We start from the raw sequence: 15,359 nt of genomic DNA, 5'->3' as shown, positions 1-15,359 counted from the left end.
CTTCTAAAACTGTAACCAAAAAAGATCGGATTAAGGCATGATTATTTGGATAGTTATCAGATTCTGAACATTAAATTATGCAATTTAGTGAAATTATCAGTAAATTAAACGACACGATTACAGGCCACAGCCTGATTACTAACCGAGAACAAAATCCAGAAATTACCGGAGTCGCAGCCATAGATGAAGCTACATCTGCTACTCTCAGCTATGTAGAAGGTGCAAAATTTGCCTCTTTAATCAATTCTACGGCTGCTAGTGCTTTAATTTTGCCCCAGAATGAACAATTGCAGATGCAAGCTACAGAAAGAGGTATTGCTTGGTTATCAACCCCAGAACCAAGATTATTGTTTGCAAAAGCGATCGCTCTTTTTTATCAACCATATCGTCCCAATCCCGAAATTCACCTTACCGCAGTCATTCATCCCACAGCTAAAATCGGTAATGATGTTTATATTGGTTCCCATGTTGTAATTTCCCAAGGTGTGGAAATTGGCAATCATGCCATTATTCATCCTAACGTCGTCATTTATCCAGATGGGAAAATAGGCGATCGCACAACTCTACACGCTAATTGTACTATCCACGAACGTACCATCATCGGTGCAGACTGCGTAATTCATAGCGGTGCTGTCATCGGTGCAGAAGGCTTTGGCTTTGTTCCCACCCGCACGGGTTGGTTGAAAATGGAACAATCTGGTTACACTGTCTTAGAAGATGGTGTAGAAGTGGGTTGTAACTCTGCTATTGATCGTCCCGCAGTGGGAGAAACCAGAGTCGGACGCAATACCAAAATTGACAACTTAGTGCAGATAGGACATGGGTGTCAAATTGGTGCTGGTTGTGCGATCGCTGGTCAAGCAGGTATGGCTGGAGGCGTGAAGGTGGGAAATCGGGTAATTTTAGCCGGACAAGTAGGAATAGCTAATCAGGTGAAAATTGGAGATGGTGCGATCGCATCTGCTCAAGCTGGCATTCATAATGATATCGCACCGGGGGAGATTGTTTCTGGTAGTCCAGCAATGCCACACAAACTCTATCTCAAAGTATCTGCTGTTTATAGTCGCTTGCCAGATATATATCAATCTTTGAAACAATTGCAACGTCAATTAGGGAAAAAGTAAGTTCAATCTTGTCCATGATGATTTTGTTGTGGAACAGGCAAGATGCCTGTTCTAAATATTATGTAAATCTATCTTCTGTATAAGCTTTAATTGATCTAGGTCGAACGGTTTGCCAAGGATAACGAGGTTGAAGCTTATTCAACGGAAAACTAGCAAGACGATTTTCAATATGAGCTTTTTCCTCATCTGTAAGTCCAAACATTTCATAAACTGCTGCGTCAATCTCAGCTAATACATTAAAGAAATCAGCTTCCACTTGCTGAAAATCAGCAATTCTTTGCCGATATTCTTGCATGAGTTCAGGGTAGTTTTGAGGAATGACTAATTTTTGAATTAACCTACCAGATATAGAAGTATCATCATCAGAATTTATCGTGATGAGTTTATAAACCAATTCGGCTAAATCGGTATTTAACAAATCAATAAAAAATAAGCCTGTTTTCAGGAAGCTACCATCTAAACTTAATTCCTCAGCTTGCACATCTTCAGGACTCCAGTTGATAAAGTTGATATTTAAAATGCGATCAATTAACTTATATCGTTTAACTGCAATCTGATTTTCTATCTGAGATAACAACCATTCATCGGGATTATTTTTAGCAATATTTGCGAATTGAGATAGTTGATTATAACTATCTATTAATCGTTGTTCAATCTTAGGATCTAAGTTTTTAACCCAGGGTAAAGATTCTAGAATTCTTGGATGAAATTGACTATAATATCCTTGTACTACAGTAGAACGAAGTCTCACTGAAACAACAAAACGAATCAGTTTGCTATTTAAGTAACCGGCAATAGCTTCTAGTTTTACTCCGTCATGTTTTTCTAAAGCAACAAGTACACTATCTAATACAGCTATATTTATTTCTTCAGATGAGCAATCAACTATCGTAGCAGTTGGTAACTTAACAATTTTGGCAACTGCAATAAACTTATTCGGTATTACATCACTACCCCATAAACTCAACTTACCATTAGGTCTATTTTTAACCGCTTCCAAATCAACCCACCCAGCAGATTCTCCAGGCCAACCTACAGCTAAACTACGTCCAGCAATCACTTGAATAGGTTTATCTCCTGTCGCTTCTGGAGTGACTTCTACCCCTCCTCGTTGAATCCCATAAGTCCAAGAAAACGGGCGATTACTACGACTAATTTGTTGTGCAACAGCTTCCTTCAATTCAACAATATTACCACCATTACCATTAGGATATAACTTCCGTAAAATGGGTATATCTTCAGCATGAAGCAATGGTAAAAGATAATCTCCCCATCTGCCTTCTAATGGATTACTTGGATCAATATCCGTCACTCTAGGGCTAACTTTAGCATCAAAAAAATCACCATATTTGATTTTAACAGGCGGTTCATCACTTGGCCATTTAGAAGGAACATATAACTCAATTTCATCATCTTCTTTAGCCGGGGTTCGCTCAATCACCAAAATTAGAGGTACTCGTGCCACATCCCAAACAGGTTTATCTATAAACTCCAACCAAACCACTTTGCGTAATACAGCTTCTTGTCGCGGATAAAGTAATTTCCAAACCTTAGCCGCAGCTTCAGAATTAGCATAACCACCACTTACAACCATGCCTAAAAAACCACCAGATTGAAGCGATTCAGTTAAAGCACGATAGAGAAAAACTAAACCAGTATCAGCATTCTGTCCCCAAATTTGTTGCCATAATCCTCTCATTTCCTCGCTGTATTTTACCCGTTCGGCTCGGATATAAGGTGGATTACCAATAATATACTTCCACTGCTCACTATCCCTTTCCTGAGAACCAGGGGAAAGATAACCTTCTCCCAGAAAAGGTACTAAATCGGCATCTTTTAGCAAGCTATTCAAATTGTAAACATGAATATTTGGAGGAGTAGAAGAAGGTTTTACCCGTAATATTGCCCACATTAATTGAAAGTGACTGATAAAGGTAGCAAAAGGGTTTAAATCAAATCCCCAAACATTTGTTTGTAGTTCCTGCAAAACGTCATCTTGAGCAATTCCTCTCACTTTGATATCTTCTAGACGACGATGAACATAACGTACTAAAAATGAACCACTTCCACAAGATGGATCAAGTATTTTACCTTCATCATGACTAAAAATAGTTTGGTCTAGCAACCAATCAACTATTGAAGTAGGTGTATAAAACTCTCCTAATCGTTTCCGTTTAGCTGTAGGTAAAAAGGCTTGATAAATATCTCCCAAGATTTCCTCAGATAATCCTGAAAAATCGTAGGCATTAAACCGCATTATTAGCCGTTGCAACGCCTGATCTAAGATGCCATTAGTTTGATAAAGCCAATCAAAAACATTACGTTCAAAGGGTTCTTTATATAAACGTCCTACATCTTCAGCGATTAGCCTCACTAAAGCACGGGCATCTCCTGTAAGATGATCTACAAAGTCAGCCCAATCTTTTGGACCACCATTCGTAAGTCGTCTTTTTTTAGTAAGTTGTAAATCTTCTACTAATCTGAGAAACAAAACACGAGCAATGAGTACCGCTACAGAATCAGCAACAAAAGCCTCACGAATTCGCGCTTTAGCTTGCTCACCTTTGGCATTAACTTCACGCCCATACTGTTCTTCAAATTGAGGTAAAATGTCTTCAAATAAACGTCTTTCAAATTCAAATTGATTATTTACCCGCATTAATGCTCGACGTTGAGCTTCTCCAGCACCAGCTAAATTCTGCTCAATCTCTTGTTTGCGACGCTTATAGTCTTCGTACTGCCCGAATAATCGAGCAATAGCTTCCTCTCCGGCTATACTCAACTCAGCAAAGCTGGTTTGTAAGTCTTGTCGCAGTTGATTTAGTGTGGCTTCCGTATCCAGCTTTAAATAAATATAGGGCAACTTTCCACCAATAAAAGTCGCCCATTGATTGCCGTGTTCTGCTTGTTCAGCAGAGATAAATTTAAGCTGTTCTTTTAATTGCTCAAAAGTAGTTGCAGATAAATCAATTGGAACTTCAAAACCTTCGACTGGTTCACCTGTAGGTAAAACAATCCAAAGATATTTGGCTGTGAGAAATAAAACGTATCGGGTTAAACCCTCAACATATTTACTTTTTTGGTTCCATAGTTTTTTCCGTCCACTTTCTTTAGTCAGTTCAGCATCATCTTTTTTTAAATCTCCAACCACCCAAGCAATTTTTTCAGGAGTGAGCAGTTTAATGTCTGGATAGCCACCTCCGCCACCTTTATCCTCTGTCACCACTCGCTCTTTTGGATAGTCCAGCAACCCAGCTAAAAAATCCCGCACATCTGGATTATAGGAACGTTCCGGTCTGTCCCAGTTTAATGTCAACCATTTAATTAGGGGATCTTGTTGCTTTTTTGATTTACGATTGCTGGACACAAGTTTACCTCTTTGCAAAATTGCGGCTATGACTCGATTTGTAATGGTAAATATAAAACTAAAATCCCAATTTTTCCAAAACTGGTTTTGTAGAAACAATATGTCTTTCCAAACCCAATTCTTTCGGACTAACTCCTAAAGCCAAAGCAATTAATTGCGGTAAATGTAAAATCGGTAAACCTAATTTTTTCTCAATTACTTTTTCTACTTCTGGTTGACGAGAATCTAAATTCAGATGACACAAAGGACAAGGGGTAACAATACAATCAGCACCATTTTCTAAAGCGTCTTGAATATGCATTCCCGCCATTTTAAAAGAGTCAGTGGTGGCGTAGCTTGATAAAGGCCAACCACAACATTGAGTGCGACCACGATAATATACAGGTGTTGCGCCTACTGCCCGAAACATATTTTCCATCGCTTCTGGTTGGAAAGGGTCATCATAGGGCATGGATTTTTGAGCGCGGAGGAGATAACAGCCATAAAAAGCTGCACATTTTAACCCACTTAATTTGCGGGTGACACGGTTGGTGATTTCTTCTAAACCGTAATCTGTGACTAAAGCGTAAAGTAGATGTTTAACTTCTGTACTACCGCGATAAGGTGAACAGCCTTCTTTTTGTAACAATCCATTAACTTGATTGAGATAGGTTGGGTTATTGGACTGACATTCTTTCAAACGTTCATCAACATGACCAATTACACCTTGGCAAGTGCTGCAATGAGTCAAAAGAGGTAAATTTAATTCTTCTGCGAGAGCGATATTTCTGGCATTAACCGTATCTTCCAACAATTGGGAATCTTCTTTAAACGTACCCGAACCGCAGCAGGAAGCTTTTTTTAATTCAATTAGTTCAATACCCAGTTTTTGGGTGAGTGCCTGGGTTGATAAATATAATTCCCGACAAGCACCTTGAGCAACACAACCGGGATAGTAAGCGTATTTTAGCGTTTGAGATAGCATAAAATTATGTTTGGGTTAGAGCGATCGCTCTAGATAATTACAAAAATCATTACTGAAAGCCCTACGGCTGTAACCCCCCTCATCATATCCTTGATTGAGAATGGATACTTTATTTACGCCGTATTGTACTAGCAAGGCGCGAAGTTGTGGAAACAGCGAAGAACAATTGGAACCATAACTGAGAAAACAGAAGCTTGAGGGCGCTAGATATAGTAAAAAAAAGGCAAGCAGCCAACAAAACCTTAAAAATTCCTGAAAAGCTTATTTTCCGGGTTTTTAATTTTTAAATTTTAATTTTTAATTTTTAATTCCGCGCAGCGGTACTAGTTGTTTCGGTTGAGCCGGGGATTGCAAGTACCCAAAACTGTTGAGGAACAGCGGCTAAGATTTTTTTTGATGAAAAACCCTCAGCGGTATACGGAAGATCACGCTTTCCGATAAGATGTATATGCTCAAAAAAAACATTTCCCATAAAGAGCAAATCATAGCAACTGGTTAAGGACTTTATATCTATGAGCCAAGCACATATTTTTGATCAGGTAAAGAAAATCGTCGTAGAACAGCTAGATGTTCAACCGGAGCAAGTCGTACCTAACGCTAGTTTCGTCAACGATTTAGGAGCAGATTCCCTAGATATCGTGGAATTAGTGATGGCTTTGGAAGAAGAATTTGATATCGAAATTCCTGACGAAGCCGCTGAAAAGATTTTAACGGTAAAAGAGGTAGTGGATTACATTAACAGTAACGTTGCTGCCTCAGCCTAAAACAGTACTGAGTCTTGAGGAGCCAGTATATTGAGTTTTGACAGCACCGTGGGTGCGTTTCCTGACTTGAGGTAACTTTCGTCGGCGCTGCTAACTTATAGTAACTGGCATTGCTAAGTGCTGAGTATATAAACTCTAGACTTTTCTTGAGAAAAGAATCGAGTAAAAATGATCAAACCAATAGTAAACTCTTGACTCAGGATTTATAACTCAGCACTCTTGATTGTTCTGCCTGCTGCTTTTTCGCCACCTTTAACTGAATCATGACAGACTATAAACGTAAACGCGTTGTTGTAACTGGTGTTGGCGCGATTACACCTATTGGTAACACACCATCTGAATATTGGAAAGGATTGTTAAGTGGACGCAATGGCATTGACTACATCACTGCTTTTGATGCGTCTAATCATGATTGCCGCATTGCGGGTGAAGTGAAAAACTTCGATCCACATGACTACATGGAGCGCAAAGAAGCCAAGCGGACGGATCGGTTTGCCCAATTTGCGATCGCGGCGGCTATTCAGGCTGTAGGAGACGCGCAATTAGTTATCAATGACCTGAACGCAGAACATATAGGTGTCATGATTGGCTCAGGCATTGGTGGGATTAAAGTGTTGGAAGATCAACAAACTATCTACCTAAATCGTGGGCCTGATCGCTGTAGTCCGTTTATGATCCCGATGATGATCGCCAACATGGCAGCCGGGTTAACGGCAATTCATACTGGTGCTAAAGGTCCAAATTCTTGTTCTGTAACAGCCTGTGCTGCTGGTTCCAACGCCATTGGGGATGCTTTTCGCCTGATTCAAGGGGGATATGCCCAAGCAATGATTTGCGGGGGATGTGAGGCAGCAATTACACCCTTGTCTGTGGCTGGGTTTGCCGCAGCCAGAGCGCTTTCGACTCGGAACGATGATCCGGCCCATGCTAGTCGTCCTTTTGATCGCGATCGTGACGGCTTTGTCATGGGTGAAGGTTCAGGAATTTTAATTCTCGAAGAACTAGAACAGGCGTTGAGTCGGGGCGCTCGTATTTATGCAGAAATGGTAGGCTATGGTATGACCTGTGACGCTTACCATATGACCGCCCCAGTACCTGGAGGCTTAGGTGCTGCTAGAGCGATGGAACTGGCACTCAAGGACGCAGAACTCACACCAGAAATGATAAGCTACATCAATGCTCATGGGACTAGCACCTCAGCTAATGATGTCACGGAAACAGCAGCAATTAAAAAGGCTTTGGGCGATTATGCCTATCAGGTACCAATCAGTTCCACCAAGTCAATGACAGGTCATCTGTTAGGTGGTTCAGGCGGAATTGAAGCAGTGGCTACAGTCCTAGCGATCGCTAATGACCAAATTCCCCCCACCATCAATCTGGAAAATCCTGACGAAGGGTGTGACTTAGATTATGTACCTCACGTTAGCCGCGCTCAAACAGTAGCGGTAGCACTATCCAATTCTTTTGGATTTGGTGGTCATAATGTCACCCTGGCTTTTAAGAAATACCTCTAATTTGGATTTTGGATTTTGGATTTGCAATTAACAGTCTTCACTCATAGCCTGTTTTTAGAATCTCCAAAAATACTATTTATTCCAACTTGGTTACTTAAGTAATTTTGCGCTTGGTCGGCTCTCCTGAAATAAACGAGCGGAAAGTATCTCAAATATCATTCCCATCGCCACTAAGGGTTTGGCCTGACCAAATTATTAGCTTTATTCATCACTAGAAACTCAGAAGATCCCGCTTGTCCATCGACAAGGGAGAATGGGATGATGAGGATAGTGGGATCACTTGAAAATGACCCCAGCAAGAGAAAGCTACAAACAATGTTAACCCATCGTTAAAAACAAGAGATTATGGCTGTTGCAACCCAATCCCTCCAAGAACTTTGTATTAACTCAATTCGCTTTTTGGCTGTTGATGCCATAGAAAAATCTAAATCGGGACACCCTGGACTGCCAATGGGCGCGGCTCCAATGGCTTTTGTCCTTTGGGACTCCTTTATGCGGTATAACCCCAAAAACCCCAAATGGTTCAACCGCGATCGCTTTGTCTTGTCTGCCGGTCACGGCTCTATGTTGCAGTATGCTTTACTGTACCTGACAGGTTACGATAGCGTCACCATAGACGACATCAAGCAATTTCGTCAATGGGGGGCTAAGACCCCAGGCCACCCTGAAAATTTCGTCACAGCTGGTGTAGAAGTCACAACAGGCCCATTGGGTCAGGGAATTGCCAATGCAGTTGGTTTAGCCGTAGCAGAAGCACATCTGGCTGCTAAGTTCAACAAACCCGATGCCACAATTGTTGACCACTACACTTATGTAATTCTTGGTGATGGTTGCAACATGGAAGGAATTTCTGGTGAAGCTGCTTCCATAGCAGGACACTGGGGATTAGGTAAACTCATCGCTCTCTATGACGACAATCACATCTCCATTGATGGTTCTACAGATGTAGCATTTACCGAAGATGTTTCCAAGCGTTTTGAAGCTTACGGCTGGCACGTTCTGCACGTTAAAGATGGTAACACCGATTTAGAAGGAATTGCCAAAGCGATCGCAGCAGCAAAAGCCGTCACCGACAAACCCACCATGATTAAGGTGACAACCACCATCGGTTATGGTTCTCCCAACAAAGCTAATACCGCTGGTATTCACGGTGCTGCATTGGGTGCTGATGAAACAACAGCTACCCGCAAAAATTTAGGTTGGGAATACGATGCTTTTGTAGTTCCTGAAGATGCCCTCAATCATACCCGCAAGGCTGTTGAACGTGGTGCCGGTTACGAATCTGAGTGGAAAAAGACTTATGCTGACTACCAAGCTAAATACCCCCAAGAAGCGGCTGAATTTGAACGTTTCGTAAGTGGCGAATTACCTGATGGTTGGGATCAAGTATTACCTACCTACACAGCCGAAGACAAAGCATTACCTACCCGCAAACATTCAGAAACCTGCCTCAACAAACTAGGGGCTGTTTTACCGGAATTAATTGGTGGTTCTGCTGACTTAACCCACTCCAACCTCACTGAACTTAAAGGTGCCGGTGACTTCCAAAAAGGACAATTCCAAAACCGTAACATCCACTTTGGTGTGCGGGAACACGCAATGGGTGCGATCTGTAACGGTATAGCCCTACATGGTTCGGGCTTAATACCCTACGGTGCCACATTCCTAATCTTCACAGATTATATGCGTGCTGCTATTCGCTTGGCTGCTCTATCTGAAGCTGGCTCAATTTGGGTAATGACTCACGACTCCATTGGCCAAGGTGAAGATGGTCCTACACACCAACCGATTGAAACCCTCGCTTCTCTACGAGCGATTCCTGACTTAACTGTAATTCGCCCCGCAGACGGAAACGAAACCTCTGGTGGTTACAAAGTAGCAATTGAGAAGTCTAAAGCACAAGCTTCTACTTTATTGGCGTTCACTCGTCAAAACGTCCCCAACTTGGCAGGTACATCGATTGCAGGTGTCGCTAAGGGTGGATACACAATTGTTGATTCTCAAGGTACACCCGATATCATCCTCATTGGTACAGGTTCAGAATTAAGCCTCTGTGTCAGTGCAGCGGAAAAATTGACTGCTGAAGGTAAGAAAGTTCGTGTTGTTTCTATGCCTTCTTCTACCTTGTTTGATACACAAGATGCAGCTTATAGAGAATCTATTCTGCCAAAAGCTGTTACCAAGCGTCTATCTGTAGAAGCTGCTAGTAGCTTCGGTTGGCATAAATATATCGGTAGCGAAGGCGACACTGTAAGTATTGATACTTTTGGTGCTTCCGCTCCTGGTAATACTTGTTTGGAGAAGTTTGGCTTCACTGTTGATAATGTGTTAGCTAAAGCCAAAGCATTGTTAGGTTAATAGCAACAGTTTGTTTTTCTTAATTTGTGGGGTGGGCTAAATGGCTCACCTTTTTTTTACAAAAAAAGGGAAGAGGGAACAGGGAACAGGGAACAGATAAGAAACTTTAGTTCTGAGTTTAAAGCTCAGTCAAGTCGCTTCTCTACGAGACGCTGCGCGAACGCTCTAATTAAAAATTAAAAAAAGGTCATTATTTCAATCTCATGTTTAAAAACATGAGTTTTTTCTATTCCCTGCTGCCCGTTAAGAGTTCCCTCTGAATTTTTCTAGATTCTGAGTCTTTACATAACATTATTTTGGTCATCTTTTGGTAATTGAGTTCCGCACCTTTTACAAAATACTGCATCTGCATCATGAAAAGCTAAACTGCAACCTGAACAAATTGTTTCTACCTGATTCGCAGTCTTTACTAATCGCTTAATTAAATCTCCCACTTGCCAAGGAATCAGCGCTACTCCTGTTAGAATCATCAAAACTGTGAGTAAGCGACCTAATTCAGAAACTGGTATGACATCACCAAAGCCGACAGTTGTCATCGTCACAACTGAAAAATAAAAGGCATCTAAAAAAGTGCCAAAATTTTGTGGGTTAACTGGATGCTCAACTTGATAAATTAAGCCAGAATAAATAAAAACAATTGCAAATAAAGTAAATAATATCCGCGCAAAAATTACCCCATCTTCGCTACTGATACTCCCAAACAAAAATTTTGTATCTATAAATCTGATTAATCGCAAAATCCTGAACCAGCGCAATAGGCGGATAAAGCTAACATCTACTAAACCAACAAAAGATGGTAAAATTGCCATTAAGTCAATAATTGAATAAAAACTAACAAGATACTTGATTTTGTTTTCTGCACTCCATAAACGCAGTAAATATTCAACAGCGAAAATTATTAATATGCAAGTGTCTAATGTTTTTAGCTCTAAGTGAGCATCATCAGAGATATTATAAGTTTCTGCCACAAAAATTACTGATGATAATAAAACTAGAGTCGCAATTGTTAAATTAATTGCTTTACCAATTGGTGTTTCTAGGTCTGTTAAGTAAAATTCGATTTTTTCTCGATTTGGTAACATATATATAAACAAAATAAATGAACTACTTCACAGCACTAACAGCAAAAATGCCGCTATTATAGAAGATTATGCTATTAAACTCTCTTGCGAAGATGAACCAAGAATATTTTATGCGTCTAGCGCTAGAAGCAGCAAAAAAAGGAGATGCCCTTTATGGTGCGGTGATAGTTAAAGATAATGAAGTAGTTGCAGCAGCGTATAATACCGTAACTAGAGACAGTGATCCATCTGCCCATGCGGAAGTCAATGTCATTCGGAATTTAACAACTAAACTAAAAAACCCTTCTTTAGAAGGTTATTCTATATATACCACTGGTGAACCTTGCCCCATGTGTGCTACTGCTTGTGTATGGTTTGGAATATCAGAAATTATTTATGGTGCTTCCATTCAAGATTTAATTTCGATTAATCAAGCCCAGATTAATATATCTTGTGAAGAAGTTATCGCTAAATCATTTAGAAACATAAAAGTAACAAAAGGCATTTTAAAAAATGAATGTCTAGAATTATTTGCATAAAATAAAGCCCTGAAAATATATTCAGGGCTTGTGTATATCTTGCTAAATGCCACAATTCTTCAGGAAAATAAGCAGAAAGACGTGATGAATCTTGAATGCTTTGGCTTACATACTAGATGCACCAGTGGCAATGAGACGTTTGAATAAAGCTTCTGACCAACCAGTTTCTCTTAGTACAGCAGATGAGGAAACTTCTACATAAGCCTGCTCAATAAAAGCTAAATCAATCATACAAATTCTACCTAATGCATATTGCAATTCCTCTGGCTTGCCATCAAGTTTGAGCTGTTTACCAACTTCATGGACGACAATGGCCATAGCTGGAACTACGTGCTGAGGGGCAATTCCAATCTTCACATGAACAAGCCCAATATGCCAACGACAATCAGCATAGCCTTTACCCCAATCATCCATGCCTGTAAACATTTGATGAAACCATTGAATAAACGTTTCATGTAGGCGGTGAATTCGGCCCTCAGTTTTATTTAAAATGGCATTCATTTCTTCATCACGTCCTAGATAAGCATAGAAGTGATCAGCCATTGTTGAAGCATTTGCTAGTCCCCAGTCAGCGTGGGATTTAAGAATAGTTTTATCTTCGGGAGTTAAACCAATTCTTCTTTCCATTGTTGCCATAAAAGCGGTAGGTTCAATAGCCATAATTAACCCTTAAAAAAATAGATGTGGTTGAATAAACTATCAGTTATTACTGTTTAGTTTTTGTTGAATTAAGTCTTTGATATGGTCTGTAAAAGAGTATAATTTAAGATTACGCGCTTTTAACAGAGTTGCAAAAATATGCACCTTTTATTATTAATTGATGCCTAATATAAGTCACCAAAATTGCCTTTTGAATTACAGCAGATTGCAGATTAATGAGGTACAGAATCTAGATTGAAACCTATACACATTCGCCAGTTTTACTTCTGACTCCTGACTCCTGCTGTATCATGTTTTATTGCGTAAAAACCCAACTAAATTTTTGAGGAATGATTGACTGACAGATGGCTTTTCTACTGACTTTTCTAGAGGTTTAGTTGCAGCTACAAGTTCCTTCACTGGTTCTGGAAAAGTGACTGCGGGAGTAGAAATAGGCTCTTCTACAGTGAATGTGGGTGTAGCAGCAACCATAAAATACTCTTCTGCTAAACCAACTATGATCAGTCGGAAAGCAATTTGCTGCACAGTCGCAATGGGTATTGTCAGTTGATTGGCGATGTATTGTAGCGAAACCTGTCCGTTGACAAATTCCCACACGTGCCATTCTTGAGCATTTAACTGCATTTTGGGCTGTTTTACCATAAACCCTGACAAACCGGAAGTTGGATCTGGGAGCTTTTCTTCTAAAGCAGTCCAATCTCGCAGCGCACGGAGTCCAATTAATATTACCTCAGTAGCAGACATACTTAGACCAGTCATTTCCCCCAAAGGTAATGAAGATGTCGCTTCAAATCGAAACAGAGCATCCTTGACTTGGAATAAAGAACATACTGGACGCAAAACTTGGCTATTAAATAGCAATTTTAGTTGTTCTGGTTGTAGTAGTCCTTGAGATTTGAGACACAAACCCAGTGGTGAGTTGATGAAACAAGAGGAAATTTGAGTGACTCTAGAGATGACGCGCTCACTTATCCATGCCCTTTGGGCAATCATTAATGTTAAGCCTTGTTGGTCTAACCGATCTGCTGCGCTGACTACACGACCTTGATGCAGCCACATATAATAAACTTGTTTTTTCCTATTTTCATCTCCTTCAGGTAAAAATTCAATATAAAGTAGTCCTGTTTTTTTACCCTGGTCTAAAAACTGAAGTAGTTCTGGCAAAGAGAAATCTGCAAAGTTACCAGTAATAGTCATAATTTACCTCCTTCGTAAAAGGATCTAAATATTGAACAAATCAGAATAAAAATATTCCAAAATTTCATCTCTAAAAATTCTGATTTAATTGCAGAAATATTTCTAAAATCATCAGAATTGATGAGATATATTACACTGCACAACTTTCCATTAAGTACTGTACTAAGGCAATGACTGCCTCTGCTACAGACTCTCCTTCGTTAGGATTGACTCTAATCATAGGAGGTCTTTCGGCTTCATTAACGTATCCAATGGCAAGATATACATCTTCTTCAGACCAAGCTCCCGGACAATCGGTATGTGTTAGACCAATAATCATGGGAATCTGGGCGCGTTCTTGCATAAATTTGAGAATTTTACGCGCATGACGAAATTCTTTAGGTCGATGTGCTGCTATCAATAAAATATAAGCGTGAGCTTTGCGAATCAAAATATCCCACATGAAATCAAACCGAGATTGACCAGGTGTTCCATAAAGGTGCAAAGCCATATCAGGGCCAAATTGCAGCCGACCAAAGTCAAAGGCCACGGTGGTTCTTTGTTTCAGCAATGCTGTTTCATCAGTTGCACGGGTATCTGTATCTACAACCTCAATTTCACTGACAGAACGGATAAAAGTAGATTTACCTGCTCCTACTGTTCCCGTGACAATTAAGCACATAATCTCCATGTTTATTTACTCCATAAATAAACAAATTAATGATTGATGACTCACTAGCTTAAACAAACTCCTAAAGGGTTTTGAAAGTTGTTTAGTAATGGGTAAAAATTTATCTAGTACCGTTGTGAATTCAAAATTCAAAGTCAATACTAAGTGAATTTTTAAGGAATTGGAAATCGATAGTTTATTCAGTATTTTGCCTACCAAGGAACTGGTGTTCAGTTGCTGAGGGGAGTATTTAGATCAAAACTAGTTTTAATTCTGCAAGAACACGCTTGATTTCTAGCATTAGTAATCCTTGTTTTGCAGTTTCACTAGCCAATACAAGCAATACTGCATCTTCACCACAACCTGTCAAAATACCAAAGCCTTTGTTACCTTCTACAAAGATGCGGTCTACAGTTCCTCTGGCTAACTCTATCCCAATCCGTTCACCTAGGGATAGCATAGATGCTGACATTGCTGATACACGTTCTTCATCCATCCCACCTGGTAGACTTGCGCTCAAAGGTAGACCATCGGGAGTCACAAGTGCTGCTCCTTGAACGTCAGTAGTAGCAGTTACAAAGTGTTGTAAAATCATGCTCAGTTTTTCTGTATTAATAGCCATATGATTGTTCTCCGTTGTGTTGAATTTGAGAGTGAGCAGGGAATTTTTATCAATTCCTAATTCAATAAATTATTGATCTGTATCTCTAATTAAGTTTTTAAACGGGTAAGAAAAAAATTAACTTGGCTTTGTTTATACCTCCACCTTTTATTTTCGCTAGAGCTTGACTGTGTAAAAGGATGCGCCTTGCTCAGTTCTCTATTGACTCCATTATGCTGAAAGAAAGGTTAGGATCATACCGAGAATATACTGAATTTAGTTGTTGTTATGACAGGTATAAGTTAAGCAAATATAACAGATGAGTATTTTTAGCTCAGGCTTTGAGACTCATACAGGGTAGAGAATGTGAGATTTAAGCTGAAAGCCTAGTGATTGCAGATTCTAGTCTGCCCTTGAGCATTATGTATTAATTTTTGTCAATAAAAATGCTGGATACTTGAAAAGCTGGTATAGATATGAACTGAAATAATAAATAGTAGTAATTCTGAAGAATACCTGGCAGGAGTGCTGAGTGCAATTGTTTTTTTAACTCAACACTCG

12 protein-coding genes are annotated in these 15,359 nt (G+C 39.9%); 5 read left to right on the top strand and 7 right to left on the bottom strand.

The genetic code is table 11. The features are described from left to right. Positions 1-77: 77 nt before the first annotated feature. Positions 78-1,124 carry a UDP-3-O-(3-hydroxymyristoyl)glucosamine N-acyltransferase gene (lpxD, locus tag A9Y75_RS21275; protein ID WP_071191538.1) on the top strand — a complete coding sequence of 349 codons (1,047 nt, stop codon included), beginning with the start codon at positions 78-80 and terminating at the stop codon, positions 1,122-1,124. A 58-nt stretch (positions 1,125-1,182) separates the two neighbouring features. On the opposite strand, the gene A9Y75_RS21270 is transcribed toward lpxD, so the two are convergent. Both A9Y75_RS21270 and A9Y75_RS21265 read right to left on the bottom strand, forming a co-directional pair. Then, positions 1,183-4,491: an N-6 DNA methylase gene (locus tag A9Y75_RS21270; protein ID WP_236721490.1), complete on the bottom strand. Its 3,309-nt coding sequence runs from the start codon at positions 4,489-4,491 to the stop codon at positions 1,183-1,185. Positions 4,492-4,549: 58 nt separating this feature from the next. Then, the gene (locus tag A9Y75_RS21265; protein ID WP_071191537.1) at positions 4,550-5,455 is read right to left on the bottom strand and encodes a CoB--CoM heterodisulfide reductase iron-sulfur subunit B family protein; all 906 of its coding nucleotides are present in this window, start codon (positions 5,453-5,455) and stop codon (positions 4,550-4,552) included. Between the two features lie 512 nt (positions 5,456-5,967). Between A9Y75_RS21265 and acpP the strand changes: the two genes are divergently transcribed. The 3 genes from acpP to tkt all read left to right on the top strand — a co-directional run bounded on the left by acpP (position 5,968) and on the right by tkt (position 10,091). Then, entirely contained in the window at positions 5,968-6,219 is a 252-nt protein-coding gene (acpP, locus tag A9Y75_RS21260) for an acyl carrier protein (protein ID WP_071191536.1), read from the top strand. A 263-nt stretch (positions 6,220-6,482) separates the two neighbouring features. Then, on the top strand, positions 6,483-7,733 hold the full coding sequence (fabF, locus tag A9Y75_RS21255) for a beta-ketoacyl-ACP synthase II (protein ID WP_071191535.1): 1,251 nt from the start codon (positions 6,483-6,485) through the stop codon (positions 7,731-7,733). A gap of 345 nt (positions 7,734-8,078) precedes the next feature. Next, a complete protein-coding gene (tkt, locus tag A9Y75_RS21250) occupies positions 8,079-10,091 on the top strand; it encodes a transketolase (protein ID WP_071191534.1) in 2,013 nt (670 codons plus the stop codon). A 281-nt stretch (positions 10,092-10,372) separates the two neighbouring features. Here tkt and A9Y75_RS21245 read toward each other — a convergent pair whose 3' ends face one another. Then, on the bottom strand, positions 10,373-11,173 hold the full coding sequence (locus A9Y75_RS21245) for an ion transporter (protein ID WP_071191533.1): 801 nt from the start codon (positions 11,171-11,173) through the stop codon (positions 10,373-10,375). 92 nt (positions 11,174-11,265) lie between these two features. Between A9Y75_RS21245 and A9Y75_RS21240 the strand changes: the two genes are divergently transcribed. After that, positions 11,266-11,691: a nucleoside deaminase gene (locus tag A9Y75_RS21240; protein ID WP_071191532.1), complete on the top strand. Its 426-nt coding sequence runs from the start codon at positions 11,266-11,268 to the stop codon at positions 11,689-11,691. 105 nt (positions 11,692-11,796) lie between these two features. Here the strand turns inward: A9Y75_RS21240 and A9Y75_RS21235 are convergent, their stop codons facing one another. From A9Y75_RS21235 to A9Y75_RS21220, 4 genes are all read right to left on the bottom strand, one after another. Continuing rightward, complete coding sequence (locus A9Y75_RS21235; protein ID WP_071191531.1) at positions 11,797-12,351, bottom strand: protoglobin domain-containing protein; 555 nt, start codon at positions 12,349-12,351, stop codon at positions 11,797-11,799. A 288-nt stretch (positions 12,352-12,639) separates the two neighbouring features. Next, positions 12,640-13,548 carry a DUF4388 domain-containing protein gene (locus tag A9Y75_RS21230; RefSeq protein WP_071191530.1) on the bottom strand — a complete coding sequence of 303 codons (909 nt, stop codon included), beginning with the start codon at positions 13,546-13,548 and terminating at the stop codon, positions 12,640-12,642. A gap of 130 nt (positions 13,549-13,678) precedes the next feature. Beyond that, positions 13,679-14,218, bottom strand: coding sequence for an ATP/GTP-binding protein (locus A9Y75_RS21225; protein ID WP_071191529.1), 540 nt, complete (start codon positions 14,216-14,218; stop codon positions 13,679-13,681). A gap of 229 nt (positions 14,219-14,447) precedes the next feature. Further along, positions 14,448-14,819, bottom strand: a complete 372-nt coding sequence (locus tag A9Y75_RS21220) for a roadblock/LC7 domain-containing protein (protein ID WP_071191528.1) — start codon at positions 14,817-14,819, stop codon at positions 14,448-14,450. Positions 14,820-15,359 lie beyond the last annotated feature (540 nt).

Source organism: Trichormus sp. NMC-1 (genome assembly GCF_001858025.1).
In the GTDB taxonomy this organism is placed as follows: domain Bacteria; phylum Cyanobacteriota; class Cyanobacteriia; order Cyanobacteriales; family Nostocaceae; genus Anabaena.
This window is presented reverse-complemented; position numbering and strand designations above follow the sequence as displayed.

Coding starts and splice junctions, on each gene's coding strand:
- lpxD (WP_071191538.1), top strand. CDS start 78: ATGCAATTTAGTGAAATTATCAGTAAATTAAACGACACGATTACAGGC.
- A9Y75_RS21265 (WP_071191537.1), bottom strand. CDS start 5,455: ATGCTATCTCAAACGCTAAAATACGCTTACTATCCCGGTTGTGTTGCT.
- acpP (WP_071191536.1), top strand. CDS start 5,968: ATGAGCCAAGCACATATTTTTGATCAGGTAAAGAAAATCGTCGTAGAA.
- fabF (WP_071191535.1), top strand. CDS start 6,483: ATGACAGACTATAAACGTAAACGCGTTGTTGTAACTGGTGTTGGCGCG.
- tkt (WP_071191534.1), top strand. CDS start 8,079: ATGGCTGTTGCAACCCAATCCCTCCAAGAACTTTGTATTAACTCAATT.
- A9Y75_RS21245 (WP_071191533.1), bottom strand. CDS start 11,173: ATGTTACCAAATCGAGAAAAAATCGAATTTTACTTAACAGACCTAGAA.
- A9Y75_RS21240 (WP_071191532.1), top strand. CDS start 11,266: ATGAACCAAGAATATTTTATGCGTCTAGCGCTAGAAGCAGCAAAAAAA.
- A9Y75_RS21235 (WP_071191531.1), bottom strand. CDS start 12,351: ATGGCTATTGAACCTACCGCTTTTATGGCAACAATGGAAAGAAGAATT.
- A9Y75_RS21230 (WP_071191530.1), bottom strand. CDS start 13,548: ATGACTATTACTGGTAACTTTGCAGATTTCTCTTTGCCAGAACTACTT.
- A9Y75_RS21225 (WP_071191529.1), bottom strand. CDS start 14,218: ATGGAGATTATGTGCTTAATTGTCACGGGAACAGTAGGAGCAGGTAAA.
- A9Y75_RS21220 (WP_071191528.1), bottom strand. CDS start 14,819: ATGGCTATTAATACAGAAAAACTGAGCATGATTTTACAACACTTTGTA.